Source organism: Mesorhizobium sp. M0815 (assembly GCF_040319995.1).
Lineage (GTDB): Bacteria > Pseudomonadota > Alphaproteobacteria > Rhizobiales > Rhizobiaceae > Mesorhizobium.
In genome coordinates this window covers 1-14,915 of the sequence record NZ_JAMYOU010000019.1, presented here as the reverse complement: position 1 = coordinate 14,915, position 14,915 = coordinate 1, and the positions used below count along the sequence as shown (strand labels likewise).

Genomic DNA, 14,915 nt, shown 5'->3' with positions numbered 1-14,915 from the left:
GGTCAGCCTCGTTCGCCGGCGGGAATGAATTTGCTTTTGATGCCGTCGACCGGCGCGCCGATCGAAGGGCGCCGGTCGAGCACGCCGCCGGGGCTGAGAAAGGACAAAAGCAGTCGGTCGGCCTGGATCGCCGGGCGGCTGAGCCGCGTGGGTGCTGTGGCCCGCGGGCCGGCCATGGCCGTGCGCCGGATGGTGGTCAGGTTGACCTTGACCCCGGCGTCGCCGTCGGACACGCCGTTGGCGGCGGTGACGGCGCGGCTCAAGGCATCGGCCGCGAACAGCTCCTGGCGCAGTTCCTCGATCAGCCAGTGGACCATGCGCCAGCGCTCGCCGAGAGCCTCGGCGTTTGTCCTGACCTCGTCGCCGGGCGCCGGCGTGGCGGCGACGGGTTCGGCGGGGGGTTCGTCCAGGGGGACGCCAACGCGGCGCTCGTACGCGTCCTCGATGGTCTTCTCGATCAGCGCAATTTCAGCGTTGCAGTCGTCCAATGCGGCACGCGCCGCCGTCAAATTGCCGGCGCCGACGACCGCGTGAAACTTTTCCGTTTCCAGCTCGCCCTTGCGGGCGATCGCATTGTTGAGGTCGGTGTCGAGCAAGGCGATGACGGCGGCAAAATCGGCAGCCGTCCGCGCCCTGCCGAAGTCTTCGGCATGGGGGAGTTGGGTCACTGGAGAATTTCCTTCTTGAGGGAGGACATCGCAGCTGCCAATCTCCCCCCTTGTGGGGGAGATGCGCGGCAGGGCGGAGGGGGGCGCGAAGGATCGCGGCTTTAGCTAACTGCGGTCAGGCCAGAATGGATAAGGACGTAATTACGATTGGTCGGCGGGACAGCGCCCCTCTCTGTCCTGCCGGACATCTCCCCCACGAGGGGGGAGATCGGCCGTCGTCAAGAGTTTCGCCAACCTGCAATGCGTCTAAGGCTCGGCGTCGAACACCGGTGTCATCGCCCTGATCGTGCAGGGCGTCGGATTGACGTGGCGGATCTTCACCCGCCCCTGCCCTTCCCAGCTGTCGTCGATCGGCACCTCGACATTGCCGGTGAACAATTTCGCCATGGCACCCGGAGCAACCACGGACGGGATGCGAACCTGCTCCCATCGGCCGCGGATAAACGACTGGACCTGAAGCCCGGCGATGTCGGTTTCCAGCAGCGAAAGAATGAGCTTGGCGACCTTCTTGCGCCGGCCGACGATCGAGCCGTCGCGGCCGCCGACGTCCAGCTCCAGCGTGTTGGCCTCGGACTGGTAGCCGAGCCCGACCTGCCATTTGGCGGCGGTGGCGCCGCCGGGCAGCATCACCTGGCCGGAAGCGACCGTGAGCCCTTTGTAGACCTTGCCGCCGGCCAGCACGTCGACCGCCTGGCCTTCGAGATGATCGAGGCCGGAGACGACATTGACGGCAGCACCCGAATAGGTCAGCCCGCAGTCGACCTCGAAAGCGTCCTCGATTGCCGCATATTCGAACGGCACGGTCTTTATTTCGATATAGCGCCTGGTCACGCCGCCGATCGTGCGCTTGACGATCAGCCACAGGTCGTCATTGCCGTCCTGGCCGGGCGTCACCACGGCGCTTTCGACAACGGCCCAGTTGGATCCTGCGAAACTTCCGGCGATCTGGTGGATATGCATGCCGCGCACGTCTTGCGACGGCTGGTGCGTGTAGCCGCCGAGTTCGCCATTCCCGAGCGGGAACCAGAGCAGCGGGTCGGGGTCGGTCTGAAAGGCGAGTTCGACGACGCCTTTCTTCGGAATGTGCTCCGATATTTGACCGACGTCGTCGGAGGTGAAGCGGCCGGTGGCGTTTTGTGTCAACTCGGCGATCGATTTGCGGGAGCGGGTGACATAGAGGAACGACTGCCCCGCATCGACAGGACGCATCGGGGCACAGCCGAAGGTCCGCGACCGGCGGTTCTTGAACGAGGACGGTGTCAGCGCCTCGTCGATGCCGGAGCCGGACAGCGCCCTCACCCCGCCAAGCGTTCCGATGATCAGCGCACCGTCCGATTCCGCCACCCACGTGATGTCATTGGCCTGACCGCCGCCGGCCTGCACGAATTCCAGCGCGTCGGTGTCTTTCTCGCCGGTGGCGAAGTTGTCGAAATCGCCGGTTTGCGAGGCATAGACCGAGAATTTTCGGCTGAACGCCAGGCGCTCCTCGTAAAGCGAACCGCTCTGCACGTACTTGCCGGGCACGAACGTGCCGAGACGCCAGCGGATGATCGGGCTGAGATCGGGCAGAGCATGCCCATACAACTGGACCGTGACCACCGTCATGCTGGTGCGGGCAGTGACCTTTGCCCAGCGCCAGAAGCCATCCGCGCCAAGCAGACGAATGGCGCGGCCGACATCGCTGGTCTGGAAACCAGTGCCGTCATTGATGCCGACGATCGAGGAGGCCGAGAGATCAAACGGCGTTTGCGACGGCGCGTATTCGTGCAGGGCCAGTTCGGCGATGGCGGTTCCGTCGCTGTCGCCGCCCGAAAACAGCAGCTGATAATATTCATAGGCAACCGTGTTGTTGAAGCCGTCGAAGAAGCGGGTTTCCGATTTGGACCAGCCGGTCTCTCCGTCCCGGCTGTCGAGCGTCGTCCAGTCGGTGCCGTTGTGCGAGGCCTGGAATTGCCACTGGGTCGGCGAGACAGTGTCTGAGTGATCATTCGTCGCGGTAATCCAGTAGGCGTCGACTGTCTTGGCCTCGCCGCCGCCGAACTGGTAGCGCAGATACCCGCTCGGAAATCCCGCTATGTCCACCCCCTCCTGCTTGTCGCCGTCGAACACCTGCCACACGTCGGATGAGCCGTTGCTGTTGCTGACCGTGCCGCTTGGCAGCGTATTCGAGGCCATGACCGGCATGGCGTTGCCGGTTGCGGCCGGCGTCAACGTCGTGGCGGTGGTGTTGATCTTGTCGTATGGACCGTCGAGAAAGACGAAATCGGCGAGCGTCCAGGTCGTGTGCGCGGTGCGCGTCAGCACCTTGACCGGATAATCCTTGTGGGTGATCCACATCTGGTCTGCCGACTGCACGAATTGCAGGTCGAAGAGATCGGCCTCGAGATAAGGGGCCGCCACCTCGACCGTACCGACGCGGGCGCCATAGGCGTAGACGCGGATGTAAAGATCGCCGAATTCGAGCGCATAGGCCTGATCGGCCGAGAAGATGAACGGGATCAGCCGTGTCGCCTTTGACGAGTCCTTCACCTCCCCGCAAAAATACGTGCCGCCGCGCTTTCTGATGCCGCCATGCGGCAGCGTGACGAAGTTCGTGCATTTGGACAGCGCCGCCCGGTAGAGCTCGAGCGAGGCGCGAGCGTGCAAGCGGGGAGAAATCTCGCCGCGGATGAATGCGTCCTGGACCGGATAGAGCGTGGTCATCGGCCGGCGAACCTGTTGTCGCCGCGTTGGAAAGCCCAGGACATATTGGAAAATCTGCCGCCGCGCTGGATGGCATTGGCCGAGTAGGCGGCATCCAGCGCCCTGTCATAGGCGCTGCGGGCGACGTCGATCATGCCGGACTTGTGGGTCAAGGGATGCGCGATCTTGATGGCGAGCGCCGCAATCAGCACCTCGGTGAACAGCGCGTCCCAGTCGTTGGGGTCGGTCAGGTTGGCGATATAGCGGATGATGCGCGGCCCGGCCTGATCGGAATAGACCAACCCGGCCTCCTGCCGCCATGAGAGCGGCACGCCGTCCGGCTCGCCATTATGGGTCAGCGGCAAGGGCCGCAGGCAGTCGGCGGGAAGTTCATAGGCAAAGTTCAGCGTGCCAGCGCCGCTGCCGGTGTCGAAGCCGGCGACCGAGGCCGCCAGGATAGCGAAGACATAGGCGTGCTTGGTCAATTCGGCCTCGCGGGTCAGGTCGAAGTGCAGATTGAGCAGACGCGCCGCCTTGGCGTCCTGGTCGAGGCTGTCGATCGGCGCCTCGTCGAGCACGGCGAGCGCCATGTTGGCGATGTCGAGCGGGGTGATGGCCATGGCTCAGGCCTCTGTCTGTGTGGTTGGTCGGGGAAAACGGGGCATGGTGTCTCCACGGCAAAAAGCCGCTTCAAGGCGGCTGGGGATTTCTTGTGATTGTGGCTTGGGCAGAACGTTGCACGTCTCGTGCAGGGAGCGGTCACGATGCCAGCCGCCCGTCAGGGAATGGGTGGCACGTGCTGCGTGATCCGTCTTTTTTCCATTCGAGCAAGGAAGACGGCAATCCTTCGGTTATTGCGGTTTCACGACACCGCCGCACAATGCGGCGATGTCTTGCCTGGATTGAGTCAGCCGATGCGTGCGCTGGTCGAGATCCCTGTTTCGGCTGACTTGGCAAAGACGCTTGCTTTCACCCTTCCGATACCTCCCGCCATAGCCAAGCCCTTGTCCAGGGCATCTTGAAGACTTGGTGTGTAGTAGGCGGTGTCCTCCAGACCGCTGAAGAAGTTTATGCGATGAACTTCCCCCTTCTTGCTCATGACAATGCCCGCTTTTCGGAGCACTTCCTGAACTGTTTTGTACTTCACGTTCATAGTTACCTCCCTTGCTCAGACAAGGCAGCATCGCCCTTTCTTGTAACTGTTTGGTGCCGTCGATTGGCCAAACGAGCAACATGAACGTTGTGGCGAACCGCAAAATTCGCATCACTCCGGCGCGGCGCAGCGGGTGAACTTGGGATTCGCCACACCGGCCGACCTGGTGTCCAGAAGGGGCGGGACGTCTGATGCCCGCCCCTTCCGGCCGGATCAGGCCTCCATCGTTTTCAGCGCGATGAACGTCATGTGCTTGACGCTCGACGCCGTGCGGTCCCAGTTTGCCGCCAGTGCCAGCTCGGCATCGGTGGCGAATTCGCCGGCCGAGGACGCGTCGAGGAAGCGAGTGCCCGGCACATGCGGCACGAAATGCCGGCGGCCGACCATTTCGGTGACGCCGCCGCCATGGCCCTGCCGCGGCTTGCGGTCGAACTCGAGCGGGCCGCCTTCGGTGTTGACCGGCAGCTCGTTCCACAGGATCGCCTTGTCCTTGAACATGAAGGCGGTGTAGACGCCGCCGGCGACCGGAATATCGTCATCGACGACGGCCCTGAGCCCCATGTAGTAGGGGATCAGCGGCCCGCCCTGCTCGGACGACGGCACATAGTCGATGAGGTCGGCGAGCTTCAGCGCCTTCATCTGTTTCGAATGCATCCAGATCGTCTTGAACTTGTCGGCGCGGTCGCCCATCAGATAGGCGGCCTCGATGATGTCGGTGTCGACGATGGAAGCACCGGTAACGCGCACCAGATCGCTGCCGTCATTGGCGATGTTGTCGGCCAGCACGCCTTTTAGGATGCCGAGCAGCGTCAGCTTGTTGGCGCGCTGCCAGTAGTCGGTCTGGCGACGCACGATGAGCTTCTGCGGATCGTCGCCGGCAAGGATCGAAGTCAGGTCCGGGATGCCCCAGGCCTGCGCACGCACATTGCGGGCCGCGACTTCGCGGCGCGCACCGATCTTCTTCATCTCGATCGAGTCGGCCGGGTCGTCATTGACCGGCTCCGAGGGATCGTTGCCGAGATCCTTCCAGCCGGGCATGTCGACGGAACGCCCGCCCATGGAGAGCTTCGAGGCGATGGCCGGGTCGGAAAACAGGATCCCGGCCTGGTAGATGTCGAGCGACTGGACATGCTCTTCGAACGAGTATTGCGCATAGACGGACGGAACGATCGCGTCCGCGATGCGGGTATAGGCGTCTGCCATTTTTGTCTTCCTTCAGGTTTGTGGAGATTGGCGGACCATGATCCAGAAAAGTGGAAACCGGTTTTCGGAAAAGATCATGGTCCAATTTCAGAGAGGGTTGTTGGGCATCCATAGATCGGGGTTTTCGCCGGCCTCGCGTGCCAGCCGCCGGGCACGGGCGGGGTCGCTTTTGACCAGCGCCGAGATGCCGGTCAGGTTGCGCTCGCCGGCAGCATTGCGCTTGAAGGGATTGCCTCCACTCAAGGCCGCGCCGCCGTCGATCGTGTCTTCGCGGAACATCGCCTCGCCGATGGCGTGGAACGCCTTGGCGATCTGCGGGTCGGTCAAGGCGCCATCCGGCAGAAGGATGCCCTTCGCCTTATAGGCATTGACCAGGCCGAGCTTCTTCATCGCCCTGTTGGCGACCTCGAGCTTCTGGCGAAAGCCATCGCTGCCGGTCGGTCCCCAATCCCGCACAAGGTCGTCGTGGGTCGTCTCGACCGAGCGGGCAACGGCGATTTGCTGTGCCTTGGCCTGCTCGGCCATGTAGCCGACGAAGCGGTCGTGATAGGCCTGCGCGACCTTCGGGGTAGCACCTGCCTCGACTGCCCAGGCCTTGGACGCATTGGCGAGCTCGTCCGAATAGGCGAAGTTTTCGGGGAGCCCGTCGGGGCGCCTGTACTCGACCTTGTCGGGCGAGGTCAGCGGACGCATCGCCTCGGGCAGTCGGGCATGGAACCTGTCCCAGTCTTCCGCGGCTGCATCGGCTGCCGGAACGCGCAGGCTCTCACCCTGCTGCCGCTCCAGCTCCGCATAAGAGGTGAAAACCCGATCGAGGCTTTCAGGCTTGGTCCAGCCCTTGGTTTCAGCAAGCTTGCGGTTGCCTTCGGAAAGACCGTCAAACCAGCTTTTGGCCGCAGGCGGGGCGGACCCGTTGTCCCCGTTGGCCGGTGGCCGTGCAAGGTTGCCCGCCGGTGGCGCCGCCACCGCGGACCCGGCGTCTGCCAGATCTGTCATGAAAAGATTCCTTATGTTGAGGTTTAGAGAGAGCCAGCGGCGAAGCTGCCAATCTCCCCCCTCGTGGGGGAGATGTCCGGCAGGACAGAGGGGGGCGCGAAGGAACGCGAGGATCCGGTGCACTTCGTCACCAACGCCCCGGGAAAGATTGCAAGCACGAATCAGCTGGATAAGCCGGCGGGACAGCGCCCCCCTCTGCCCTGCCGGGCATCTCCCCCACGCGGGGGGAGATTGGCCGTCACTTCCGCTTTCGCCAATCACCCATATCTGGAGGGAACCTAGATATTGTCGCCCCAGTTCTCCCAGAGCAGCGTGATAGTGCCGGTGACGGCAACCGTGCCGTCAGCGTCGATATCCGTGCCGGTGGCAAACGCCAGGTTGAGATAGAGGTCGACCGGCGTCACGGTGCCGTCGAGCGTAGCGGCTGCGGCAACATCGGCAATCGATGCGCTCGACAGCGCGGCACCCGCGCCATCCAGCGTACGGCCGGTCGCGCCCAGCACATTGACCATGGTGCCGGCAAGCACAGCGCTCAATGCTGCCGTCGAGCCGAGCGACCAGGTTAGCGCGGCATTGTCGTTGATGGTCGAGGCTCGCGGCGTCAGCACGGCGAACTGCAATCTTGCCGTGCCGCCCTTGATACGGATCTTGCCATCGATGAAATCGAACAGCTTCTGACTGGCATAGGCCAGTGCATCGGTGACCGGCACCGGCATGGCATTGAAGGAGAAGACGGTGCGGTAGGCGCCGCCCTGCCCGGTCGTCCTGGCGGTAAGCCCCGCCTTGGGCGGGGCAAGGCCGGCTTCTCTGGCGGCGGCACGCGAAAGCGTCCGGGGAAGACCTCGGGTCATCTGGTATCTCCATTTTTTGGGGATTTGAGGAAGGTTCAACTGGACCGCGGCACGTAATCTGCCGCAAATCTCATGGACATTTAGCCCTTCTGTGTGTATCTATACACAACATGAAGAGCGCCGATGTCATTCATAGGCTGCTGGCGGATGGCTGGTACGAAGTGGCTCGAAAAGGAAGTCACGCCCAGTTCAAGCACAAAGCCAAGCCGGGCCGGGTGACGGTTCCGCATCCCAAGCGCGACATCCCGATCGGCACTCTCAAGAGTATCGAAAAACAATCCGGCTTGAAGCTGAGGTAGAGAAATGCGGAACTACATCGGACTGATCCACAAGCAAGCGGACAGCGACTTCGGCGTCTCCTTCCCCGATTTTCCGGGCCTGGTGACAGCAGGCGTCAATCTGGATGATGCCCGCGCCATGGCCGAGGAAGCACTGGCCTTTCATGTCGAGGGGCTGGTCGAGGATGGCGAAGCAATTCCCGAGCCGTCGTCCCTGGAGGAAGTGATGTCGGACAAGGACAATCTGAGCGGTGTCGCCATCCTGGTTCCCTTGAAAGCCGAAGCGGCGAAAGTCGTGCGCGTCAATGTCACCATTCCGGAAGATATCCTCGATCAGATCGATCGATATGCAGAGCGCCACGGCTACAGCCGATCCGGATTTCTGACCGCTGCGGCAAAAAAGGTGATGCAGATCGAGGCAGCGTAGCCCCTCGAAGGTCGATTTGAGATGAAGCTCCGTCGTCTTGTTCGGTTACATTTCTTTCCGAAACCGAGCTGTCAGACTAAAACAACCATGTCTTATTTCGTGAGGCTCAGTGCCTATGTTCCGCCGCAAATGCCACCGCACTTGGCAAAATCGGCCCGTGTATTAGTTCATAGACTTCAAGGGAGTACCAGACGATGACCATTTCCAGAGCCATTGCCGCCATGCTCGTAACCGCCGCATTGGCAGGCTGCGCGCAGACCGAAGCACAGCAGAGAACCAGCACCGGTGCGCTGCTCGGCGCCGGCGCCGGTGCGCTTGCCGGCCAGGCGATCGGCGGCAACACCAAGAGCACGGTCATCGGTGCCGGAGCCGGCGCCTTGCTGGGCGCCGTCGTCGGCAACGCCACCACGCCGCAGCCGCGCGGCGAACAGCTTTGCCGTTATCAGGATCGCAACAGCGGCCGCATCTACACCGCCCCCTGTGACGACCGCTATTATAACGGCGATTATTGAGCGTGCCCCCTTCTCCCCGTTCTGCGGGGAGAAGGTCCCGGCAGGGGGATGAGGGGCAGCGCAAACTTCTGACATGCCGGCTCCGCCCCTCACCTGCCTGCCGGCATCATCTCCCCGTAGAACGGGGAGAGGGGCGCAGCTTCAGCCTCGGCGCATCCTTTTTCCCCGATGATTTGGTCCTTCCGCTGATTAAACGTCGGCGCTATCGTCTGCTATCCAAAGGGGGCGACGATGCGATTTTTGATGACCTCACTGCTGGCTGTTTGTTCGGTTTCCGCACACGCCAGACAGGCTGTCAGTGTTGAGCGGATTGACGAATGCCTGGTCTTGCCGGTGGCCGCTGTCGACAATCGTGTCAAAGCCACTTTCGAGGTGACACTGGACAAGGCCGGCAAGATCAAGTCGGTTACGGTTGTATCCTACGAACCTCATTCGGAAGCAGCGGCGGAAGCGGCCCGACAACTTTCGAAATCGGTCCAGAGGTGTTGGCCGCCAGGCGTCAAAACCAGCCCGTTGCGACTCACCGTAGATTTGAGCAAGACTTAGCCACAGGTCCTCCACCACCCTACCTCCCCTCCAGCCTCGCCGCCTTTGCCAGCGCCGCCAGCTGCGCTTCGTCCAGCGTCAAAAACCCCATAATGTGCTGCACCACTTCGGCCCGCGCATTGCTCAGCGCACTGTGCAGCTCGAAGCCGTTCGGCGTTTTGGTCTTGGCCAGCCACTCGCCATAGGACGGGCGGCGGTAATAGCCGGTCGCAGCCGTGAGGTCGGCCAGCACCATCTCGCCGTCCTGGCCTGAGAACACCCTGAGATAGGCCTTGGCCAGCGCATCTTGCGCCTTGGCCGGGCCGCCGGCCTGGCTGGAATGGGCGAAGCGTTTGCCACTCATACGCCCTGCCCGCCCGAAGCATCTTGCACACCCTGCGGCATCAGCTCGCCGAGTCCATCCAGCAGGCCGCTATCGCGCGCCTGTACGGCCGCCGGCACCGCATCCCTGGCGACCTTGCCGGCGGCGGCGACCGCCGCCATGCCGGCCTGTTCCTGCTGGGCCTTGGCACGAGCATCGCGAATACCGGCCACCTCGTCCTGGCGGCGAAAGATGCGCTGCGGGCTGCGGCCCGCGCCCTGCACGATCTTCAGTGCTTCATCGCCGTCGATATTGTCCATGATGCCGGGATCGAATTGCGCCATCTGCATGGCCGTCGTCACCACCTGGATGGTGTCGCGGGCTTCGGCCGAGCGGCGCAGCACGTCGAGCGGGCCGGTGAAGGTCGGCCGCAGCGCCTTGCCGGCGAGGCTCGCCGGCGGCAGGAAGCGGCTGTCTTCCTCGTAAAGTCCCTTGTCTTCCAGAATACCCAGCTCGCGGTCGAGATTGCTGGCAAAGCCGGCCTGGATGATCGAGCCGGACGGCCCGAGCAGCGCGCCCTTCTCCTCCTGCCGGATCAAGGCCTCGGTCGCCGTCATCTGCGGGTTCTGCACCAGCGTCTGGAACAGGTTGACGAACATCATGTCCCGGATCTCCTCGGCCCGGCTGTCGGCATAATTGAACGCATAGGTCGGGTTCTGGCCGGTGGCGATGGGCGCGATCAGCGGCCGGCCGGCATCGTCGATCAGGCCCGGATAATTCTCGCCGGGATTGAGCACCGGCACATAGTCGAGCCGCGCCTTGGACGCGGTCGCCGGATCGGTGATCTGCTGCAGGGCGCGCAGGCCGGAGCGCCGCACGGCGTTCTCCTCGCGCACCGTCGTCAGCGCCTCGATGGTCGGCGAGATGCCGTAGGGATCGCCCTCGTAGCGGCGCCAGTTGAAGCACGATACCGGGAACGAGCGAAAACCGCTTTCCCTGACGATCACCTCCTCGTCCTCGATGACGTGATAGGAAGCGAACGCCGTATCGAGATACTGATAGGTGCCGCTCAGACTGTACATCTTGCGCTCGTCGCGCGGCTGGATGCACTGGATCAGCGAGATCTTCGTCTCGCATTTCGAGGGGTCGTCGACCAGAACCTTGATCCGCACCGGCAGCTTTTCATAGCCGAGCAGTTGCGCCGCCTGCCGCGCCGTGCGCTCGTAGCGGCGGTGGAAAATATCGACCTGGCCCCAGCGGTTGCGCGAGAGATAGCCCTCGACCACGGGGATCGAGGCATAGCGGATCAGCGTGCCGCCAAAACCCTCCTCGGCGTAGAGATAGGCTGGGCCGTAGCGCACGACATTGCGCAGGCATGCCTGTGTTGCCGGCACGAAGTTCGAATTGGCGGAGTAGCGCAGCGAAAACAGGAAATCGCGCAGCGCTTCCGCCCATTCCTTTTCCTCGTCGGTTTCCTCGTCGTTGATTGCCGCAGTCGACAGCCCATGCCATTTCTCTGACTGCGGGATGATCAGGCTTTCCAGCCCGGCGGCCAGCCGGTTGGCGGCCGAGTTGATGGTGTTGGCGTAGACGCGCGCACCGCGCCGCTCCTGCCGTTCGGCCTGCGAATCCGTGCCGGCCTGGCGGCGGCCGCTCCACATATCGGGCGCATCGGGGTCGCAGAATTCGGACACCGCCTCCCAGACATGCTCGTACTGGCTGCGTTCGCTCTCCAGTTCTGCCTGTCGCGACAGAATATCGCGAGCACGGGAATCGCTCATGGTCAGCCTCGCTTGATGGATTTGATTGAAAAGAAGCGGCGGGACGCCGAAGCTGCCGACCTCCCCCTTGTGGGGGAGATGTCCGGCAGGACAGAGGGGCGCGAAGGATCGCAAGCCTGCGTTTTTTATGTTTTTCCGACCGGATTCGCCCAACCGGAATTCGCCTAACGTCGCGTTACAAATGATCCACAAGCCGGCGGGACAGCGCCCCCCTCTGCCCTGCCGGGCATCTCCCCCACGAGGGGGAAATCGGCAGTTTCAGCTGATCATGCGCTGCCCTCGAGCGCCGGGCTCCGCCCAAAACGCTGCACCACGAAACGTCCCATCTTCTGGCCGGGCACTTCGATCAGCGTGTAGGTGATCCAGGACAGCAGGCACACCACCGGCAGAACGACGACAGTGACGACCGCAAAGCGCAGCGGCGCCGACAATTCGTGGCCGAACTGGGTGATGACCAGGGCCGCGACCGGCTGGAGAACCAGCAGATGGATCAAATAGATGCTGAAGGAAAGCTCACCCATCAGATGAAAGAACCTGTTGGCGAGCGTCATGGCGATCTTTCTGGCCACGATGCCCATCATTCCCGGCAGCATCCGGTAGAGAACCAGGGCAAAGAAACCCAATACGAGCGCTTCCCGCATCAAAAGCTTGCCAAGCCCATAGCCGCCGCCGAAGGGCAGCGCGGCCAGAGCCATGGCCAACGCCAGATATGCGAAGGGCCGCTTTTGCCTTTGATGGACGACGCCCGCCAGCAGCATCCCGCACAGGAAAATCTGCATCTTCAGCGGCAGGAACGACGGCATCGGAAAATGCACCGACAATTGCCCCATCAACAACACGATCGCGCTGCCGGTGGCCGCGACCAGAATGGCGCTCCATACCCAGTCAAGCCTGCGCACCAGCAGCATGATCGCCGGAAACACCGCATAGAACTGCATCTCCAGCCCGAGGCTCCAGTCCGGCAGCGGCGTGCGATAGGCGAAATTCGGCACCAGGCCGAACAGGAACAGCAGATGGGCGCCAATATTCTTCAGGCCGCTGTCGAGATAACGCTCGGGCGCCTGCGGCGACCTCAGCAGGAACTCGTCGATGACCATCCTCGACTGGTAGAGATAGGGGCCAAGCGCCAGGGCAGCGAACAGCATGACGTAGAACAGCGGCGCTATCCTGAAGTAGCGGCGGGTCCAGAATTTCAGCCAGGTTTCCGGCCTTTGCCAGGGCTCCTTGTCCTGGCGCAGCTGGTAATGGAACACCATCAGGAAGCCGGACAGCATGATGAACAGATCGACGCCGAGGTCCGGTTCGCCGAGGATAGGAACCTGCCAGCCGGTCAGCAGCAGGCAGTGCCCGATAAGCACCCAGATCGCGGCGAGCGCCCGAAGCCCGTCCAGGCACTCGATGCGCGATGTTTCCGTCATGCCGAACTTCTCGATAGCCATGTTGCAATGCAGCATGGCGGCTGAGGGAAGAATGTCAACCGTGCGGAAGGAACACGATTTGCGCTCGGTTGTTACGGAAAACGCGGAAGCTGCGATCTCCCCCCTCGTGGGGGAGATGGCCGGCATGCCAGAGGGGGGCGCGAAGGAACGCCAGCCTCTGTTTTCGTTTCCCGCCGGAATGAGCCGATGGCGGCAACTTACAAATTGATCACCAAGGCCGGCGGGACAGTGCCCCCCTCTGCCCTGCCGGGCATCTCCCCCACGAGGGGGGAGATCGGCAGCATCACCCGCCTCTCTTCTTCACCAACCTTGCGTGCCGGCGCCAGTACCACCACGCCAGCACGCGGTTGCGGAACACTCTTCTCATCGCGCCCATGTCAAACCCCCAGCAGCACGCGGCGCTGGCCGGTGAGCTCACTGGGCGACAAATCGGTCTTCACCGTTCCCGCGGTCCCATCATTGGCCGCCAGCTGGGCCCGCAACGCGGCCTCGCGCGCCTGCACGTCCTTGTCGGCAATGGTCGGTGTCGGCGGCAACGGCTTCAGCGCCGGCGGCTTTTGAAAAAGGCACATGGTTTTCTCCAAAGTGAGAGATTCTCGTCCAGTCGTAGAGCAGAAAATCCTCGCCGTTCCGGCCGTAGCCCGGCAGGCGGCAGCGTTGCGTGGCACCAAGCCGGGCCAGCCAGCGCAGCGCCAATTCATTGGCGGCCAGCGCTCGCGCCTCGACCCGCCAGGCGCCGTGCGCCGCAACCTGCGGCCCGAGCACGGCGTGAAAGAATTCCGTAATCCCAGGCACGCAGCGCCTCATGCGGCGCGTGCCCCAGCTCCAGGCGATCCACAGCCCGCTGCGCTGTTCGGCGGCGCCGAAGCCGGCCTCCGGATTGCCGTCGAGCTCGGCAACATAGGCAAACCCCTGCAGCGCCGTCAGCGCCAGCAAAGCCGGCGACCACTCGTCGAACTGGCAGTCGATCTCGGCTCGGTCCTCCGGCCGCAGGTTGGCGGCGATATAGGAGAGATCGCGCAGTGTGGCGGGGATGATGCGGATGGTCACCGAAACGCCCCCAGCGGATCGGCCTGCCCCGCCTTCCGCCGCGCGGCTTTGAACACCGCCGGGTCGACCACCGCTTCCCTCAGCATCATCACGCCATAGCGGGTCGCCGCCATCAAATCGTCGCGCAACTTCACCACCTGGCCATCCCGGCGGTGATAGAGCCGGAACTCCTCGAACCACGGCAAAAGCGTCGAAAACACCTTGAAGCGGCCTGATTGCATGCGATCGAGCATGTCCATCAGCCCGGCCTCGACCGATACCGAACCGTCGGCGAACTGCGCATGGCTGGCGAGCATGTTCAGCCCATGTGCCGAATATTGCTTGGCAAGCGCGGTGCCGGCACCCTCCAGTGTCTCGCGGCGGCCGTCGCGCGGCCATGCCCATGGCAGCCATTCGCCCCACGGTTTCAGAGTCAGCGCCTGCATGGCGGGAGTCTGCTGCGAAGCGCGGCAGGCCTTTGTGATATAGACGACGTCGGCCTCCGTATCCCAGGCGAGCTCGACCGCCGCCGAGGGATGGTCCCAGCCGAAATCGAGTGCGCCGAGCCGCGGCCAATAGCGCGGCAGCGGGAACGGCTCACAGGCGATCAGCTCCTCGGCCACCGGAAATATGCGGCCGGAGCCGAGCACCGGAATGCCTTTGGCCCGCGCCTCACGCTCATGCGCCGGATAGGCGGCAATGATCTCGGCGCGCTGCTGCGGCGTATAATGCTCGGCATCGTCGATGGTCATGAAGGTGACGTGACGGGTCATTGTTTTTCACCCTCGCGGCATTGAATCATGGTGGCAGGTGTTGGACGTATGCTGCTGTTCGGTAAGATGTTTTCATGATGGCGGGACAGCGCCCCCCTCTGTCCTGCCGGACATCTCCCCCTCAAGGGGGGAGATGGCAGCTTCAGCGTCTCGCTTATCCGCAAGCATTGGAGATTGGCGAAAGCCAATGCGACATCCAATCTCCCCACTCTCATGATTGCTGACAATGGCCTTTGACATAAGCTGCAGCCCGCCGATCCGATCGGCGGTCGAGGC

16 protein-coding genes are annotated in these 14,915 nt (G+C 63.2%); 4 read left to right on the top strand and 12 right to left on the bottom strand.

From position 1 onward, the window contains the following. Positions 1 to 2: 2 nt before the first annotated feature. From NKI01_RS20580 to NKI01_RS20550, 7 genes are all read right to left on the bottom strand, one after another. Complete coding sequence (locus NKI01_RS20580; RefSeq protein WP_352496023.1) at positions 3 to 668, bottom strand: hypothetical protein; 666 nt, start codon at positions 666 to 668, stop codon at positions 3 to 5. Positions 669 to 914: 246 nt separating this feature from the next. Continuing rightward, positions 915 to 3,371, bottom strand: coding sequence for a phage tail protein (locus NKI01_RS20575; protein WP_352964414.1), 2,457 nt, complete (start codon positions 3,369 to 3,371; stop codon positions 915 to 917). Next, entirely contained in the window at positions 3,368 to 3,970 is a 603-nt protein-coding gene (locus NKI01_RS20570) for a phage connector family protein (protein WP_352851174.1), read from the bottom strand. Before NKI01_RS20570 ends, NKI01_RS20575 begins: the two co-directional genes overlap by 4 nt. A gap of 287 nt (positions 3,971 to 4,257) precedes the next feature. Beyond that, positions 4,258 to 4,503 carry a hypothetical protein gene (locus tag NKI01_RS20565; RefSeq protein ID WP_023718157.1) on the bottom strand — a complete coding sequence of 82 codons (246 nt, stop codon included), beginning with the start codon at positions 4,501 to 4,503 and terminating at the stop codon, positions 4,258 to 4,260. Positions 4,504 to 4,716: 213 nt separating this feature from the next. Next, positions 4,717 to 5,706 (bottom strand): hypothetical protein, encoded by a 990-nt coding sequence (locus NKI01_RS20560; RefSeq protein ID WP_023718156.1) that lies wholly within the window; start codon positions 5,704 to 5,706, stop codon positions 4,717 to 4,719. Positions 5,707 to 5,793: 87 nt separating this feature from the next. Next, positions 5,794 to 6,702 (bottom strand): hypothetical protein, encoded by a 909-nt coding sequence (locus NKI01_RS20555; protein ID WP_023718155.1) that lies wholly within the window; start codon positions 6,700 to 6,702, stop codon positions 5,794 to 5,796. Between the two features lie 278 nt (positions 6,703 to 6,980). Continuing rightward, positions 6,981 to 7,553, bottom strand: coding sequence for a hypothetical protein (locus tag NKI01_RS20550; RefSeq protein WP_352964411.1), 573 nt, complete (start codon positions 7,551 to 7,553; stop codon positions 6,981 to 6,983). 110 nt (positions 7,554 to 7,663) lie between these two features. On the opposite strand from NKI01_RS20550, the gene NKI01_RS20545 reads away from it, so the two are divergent. From NKI01_RS20545 to NKI01_RS20530, 4 genes are all read left to right on the top strand, one after another. Next, on the top strand, positions 7,664 to 7,852 hold the full coding sequence (locus NKI01_RS20545) for a type II toxin-antitoxin system HicA family toxin (protein ID WP_352496017.1): 189 nt from the start codon (positions 7,664 to 7,666) through the stop codon (positions 7,850 to 7,852). A gap of 4 nt (positions 7,853 to 7,856) precedes the next feature. Beyond that, positions 7,857 to 8,258, top strand: a complete 402-nt coding sequence (locus NKI01_RS20540) for a type II toxin-antitoxin system HicB family antitoxin (RefSeq protein ID WP_023718152.1) — start codon at positions 7,857 to 7,859, stop codon at positions 8,256 to 8,258. A 194-nt stretch (positions 8,259 to 8,452) separates the two neighbouring features. Continuing rightward, positions 8,453 to 8,770: a YMGG-like glycine zipper-containing protein gene (locus NKI01_RS20535; RefSeq protein WP_023718151.1), complete on the top strand. Its 318-nt coding sequence runs from the start codon at positions 8,453 to 8,455 to the stop codon at positions 8,768 to 8,770. 243 nt (positions 8,771 to 9,013) lie between these two features. Continuing rightward, complete coding sequence (locus NKI01_RS20530; protein WP_352589714.1) at positions 9,014 to 9,316, top strand: hypothetical protein; 303 nt, start codon at positions 9,014 to 9,016, stop codon at positions 9,314 to 9,316. Between the two features lie 19 nt (positions 9,317 to 9,335). Here the strand turns inward: NKI01_RS20530 and NKI01_RS20525 are convergent, their stop codons facing one another. The 5 genes from NKI01_RS20525 to NKI01_RS20505 all read right to left on the bottom strand — a co-directional run bounded on the left by NKI01_RS20525 (position 9,336) and on the right by NKI01_RS20505 (position 14,639). Beyond that, entirely contained in the window at positions 9,336 to 9,659 is a 324-nt protein-coding gene (locus tag NKI01_RS20525; protein WP_352589711.1) for a Bbp19 family protein, read from the bottom strand. Next, on the bottom strand, positions 9,656 to 11,398 hold the full coding sequence (locus NKI01_RS20520) for a portal protein (protein ID WP_352642935.1): 1,743 nt from the start codon (positions 11,396 to 11,398) through the stop codon (positions 9,656 to 9,658). Before NKI01_RS20520 ends, NKI01_RS20525 begins: the two co-directional genes overlap by 4 nt. A gap of 266 nt (positions 11,399 to 11,664) precedes the next feature. Next, the gene (locus tag NKI01_RS20515) at positions 11,665 to 12,816 is read right to left on the bottom strand and encodes an acyltransferase family protein (RefSeq protein WP_352964407.1); all 1,152 of its coding nucleotides are present in this window, start codon (positions 12,814 to 12,816) and stop codon (positions 11,665 to 11,667) included. Positions 12,817 to 13,293: 477 nt separating this feature from the next. Next, positions 13,294 to 13,887, bottom strand: coding sequence for a hypothetical protein (locus tag NKI01_RS20510; RefSeq protein WP_352496074.1), 594 nt, complete (start codon positions 13,885 to 13,887; stop codon positions 13,294 to 13,296). Continuing rightward, positions 13,884 to 14,639 carry a phage terminase large subunit family protein gene (locus tag NKI01_RS20505; RefSeq protein ID WP_352589703.1) on the bottom strand — a complete coding sequence of 252 codons (756 nt, stop codon included), beginning with the start codon at positions 14,637 to 14,639 and terminating at the stop codon, positions 13,884 to 13,886. Before NKI01_RS20505 ends, NKI01_RS20510 begins: the two co-directional genes overlap by 4 nt. Between the last annotated feature and the right edge of the window lie 276 nt (positions 14,640 to 14,915).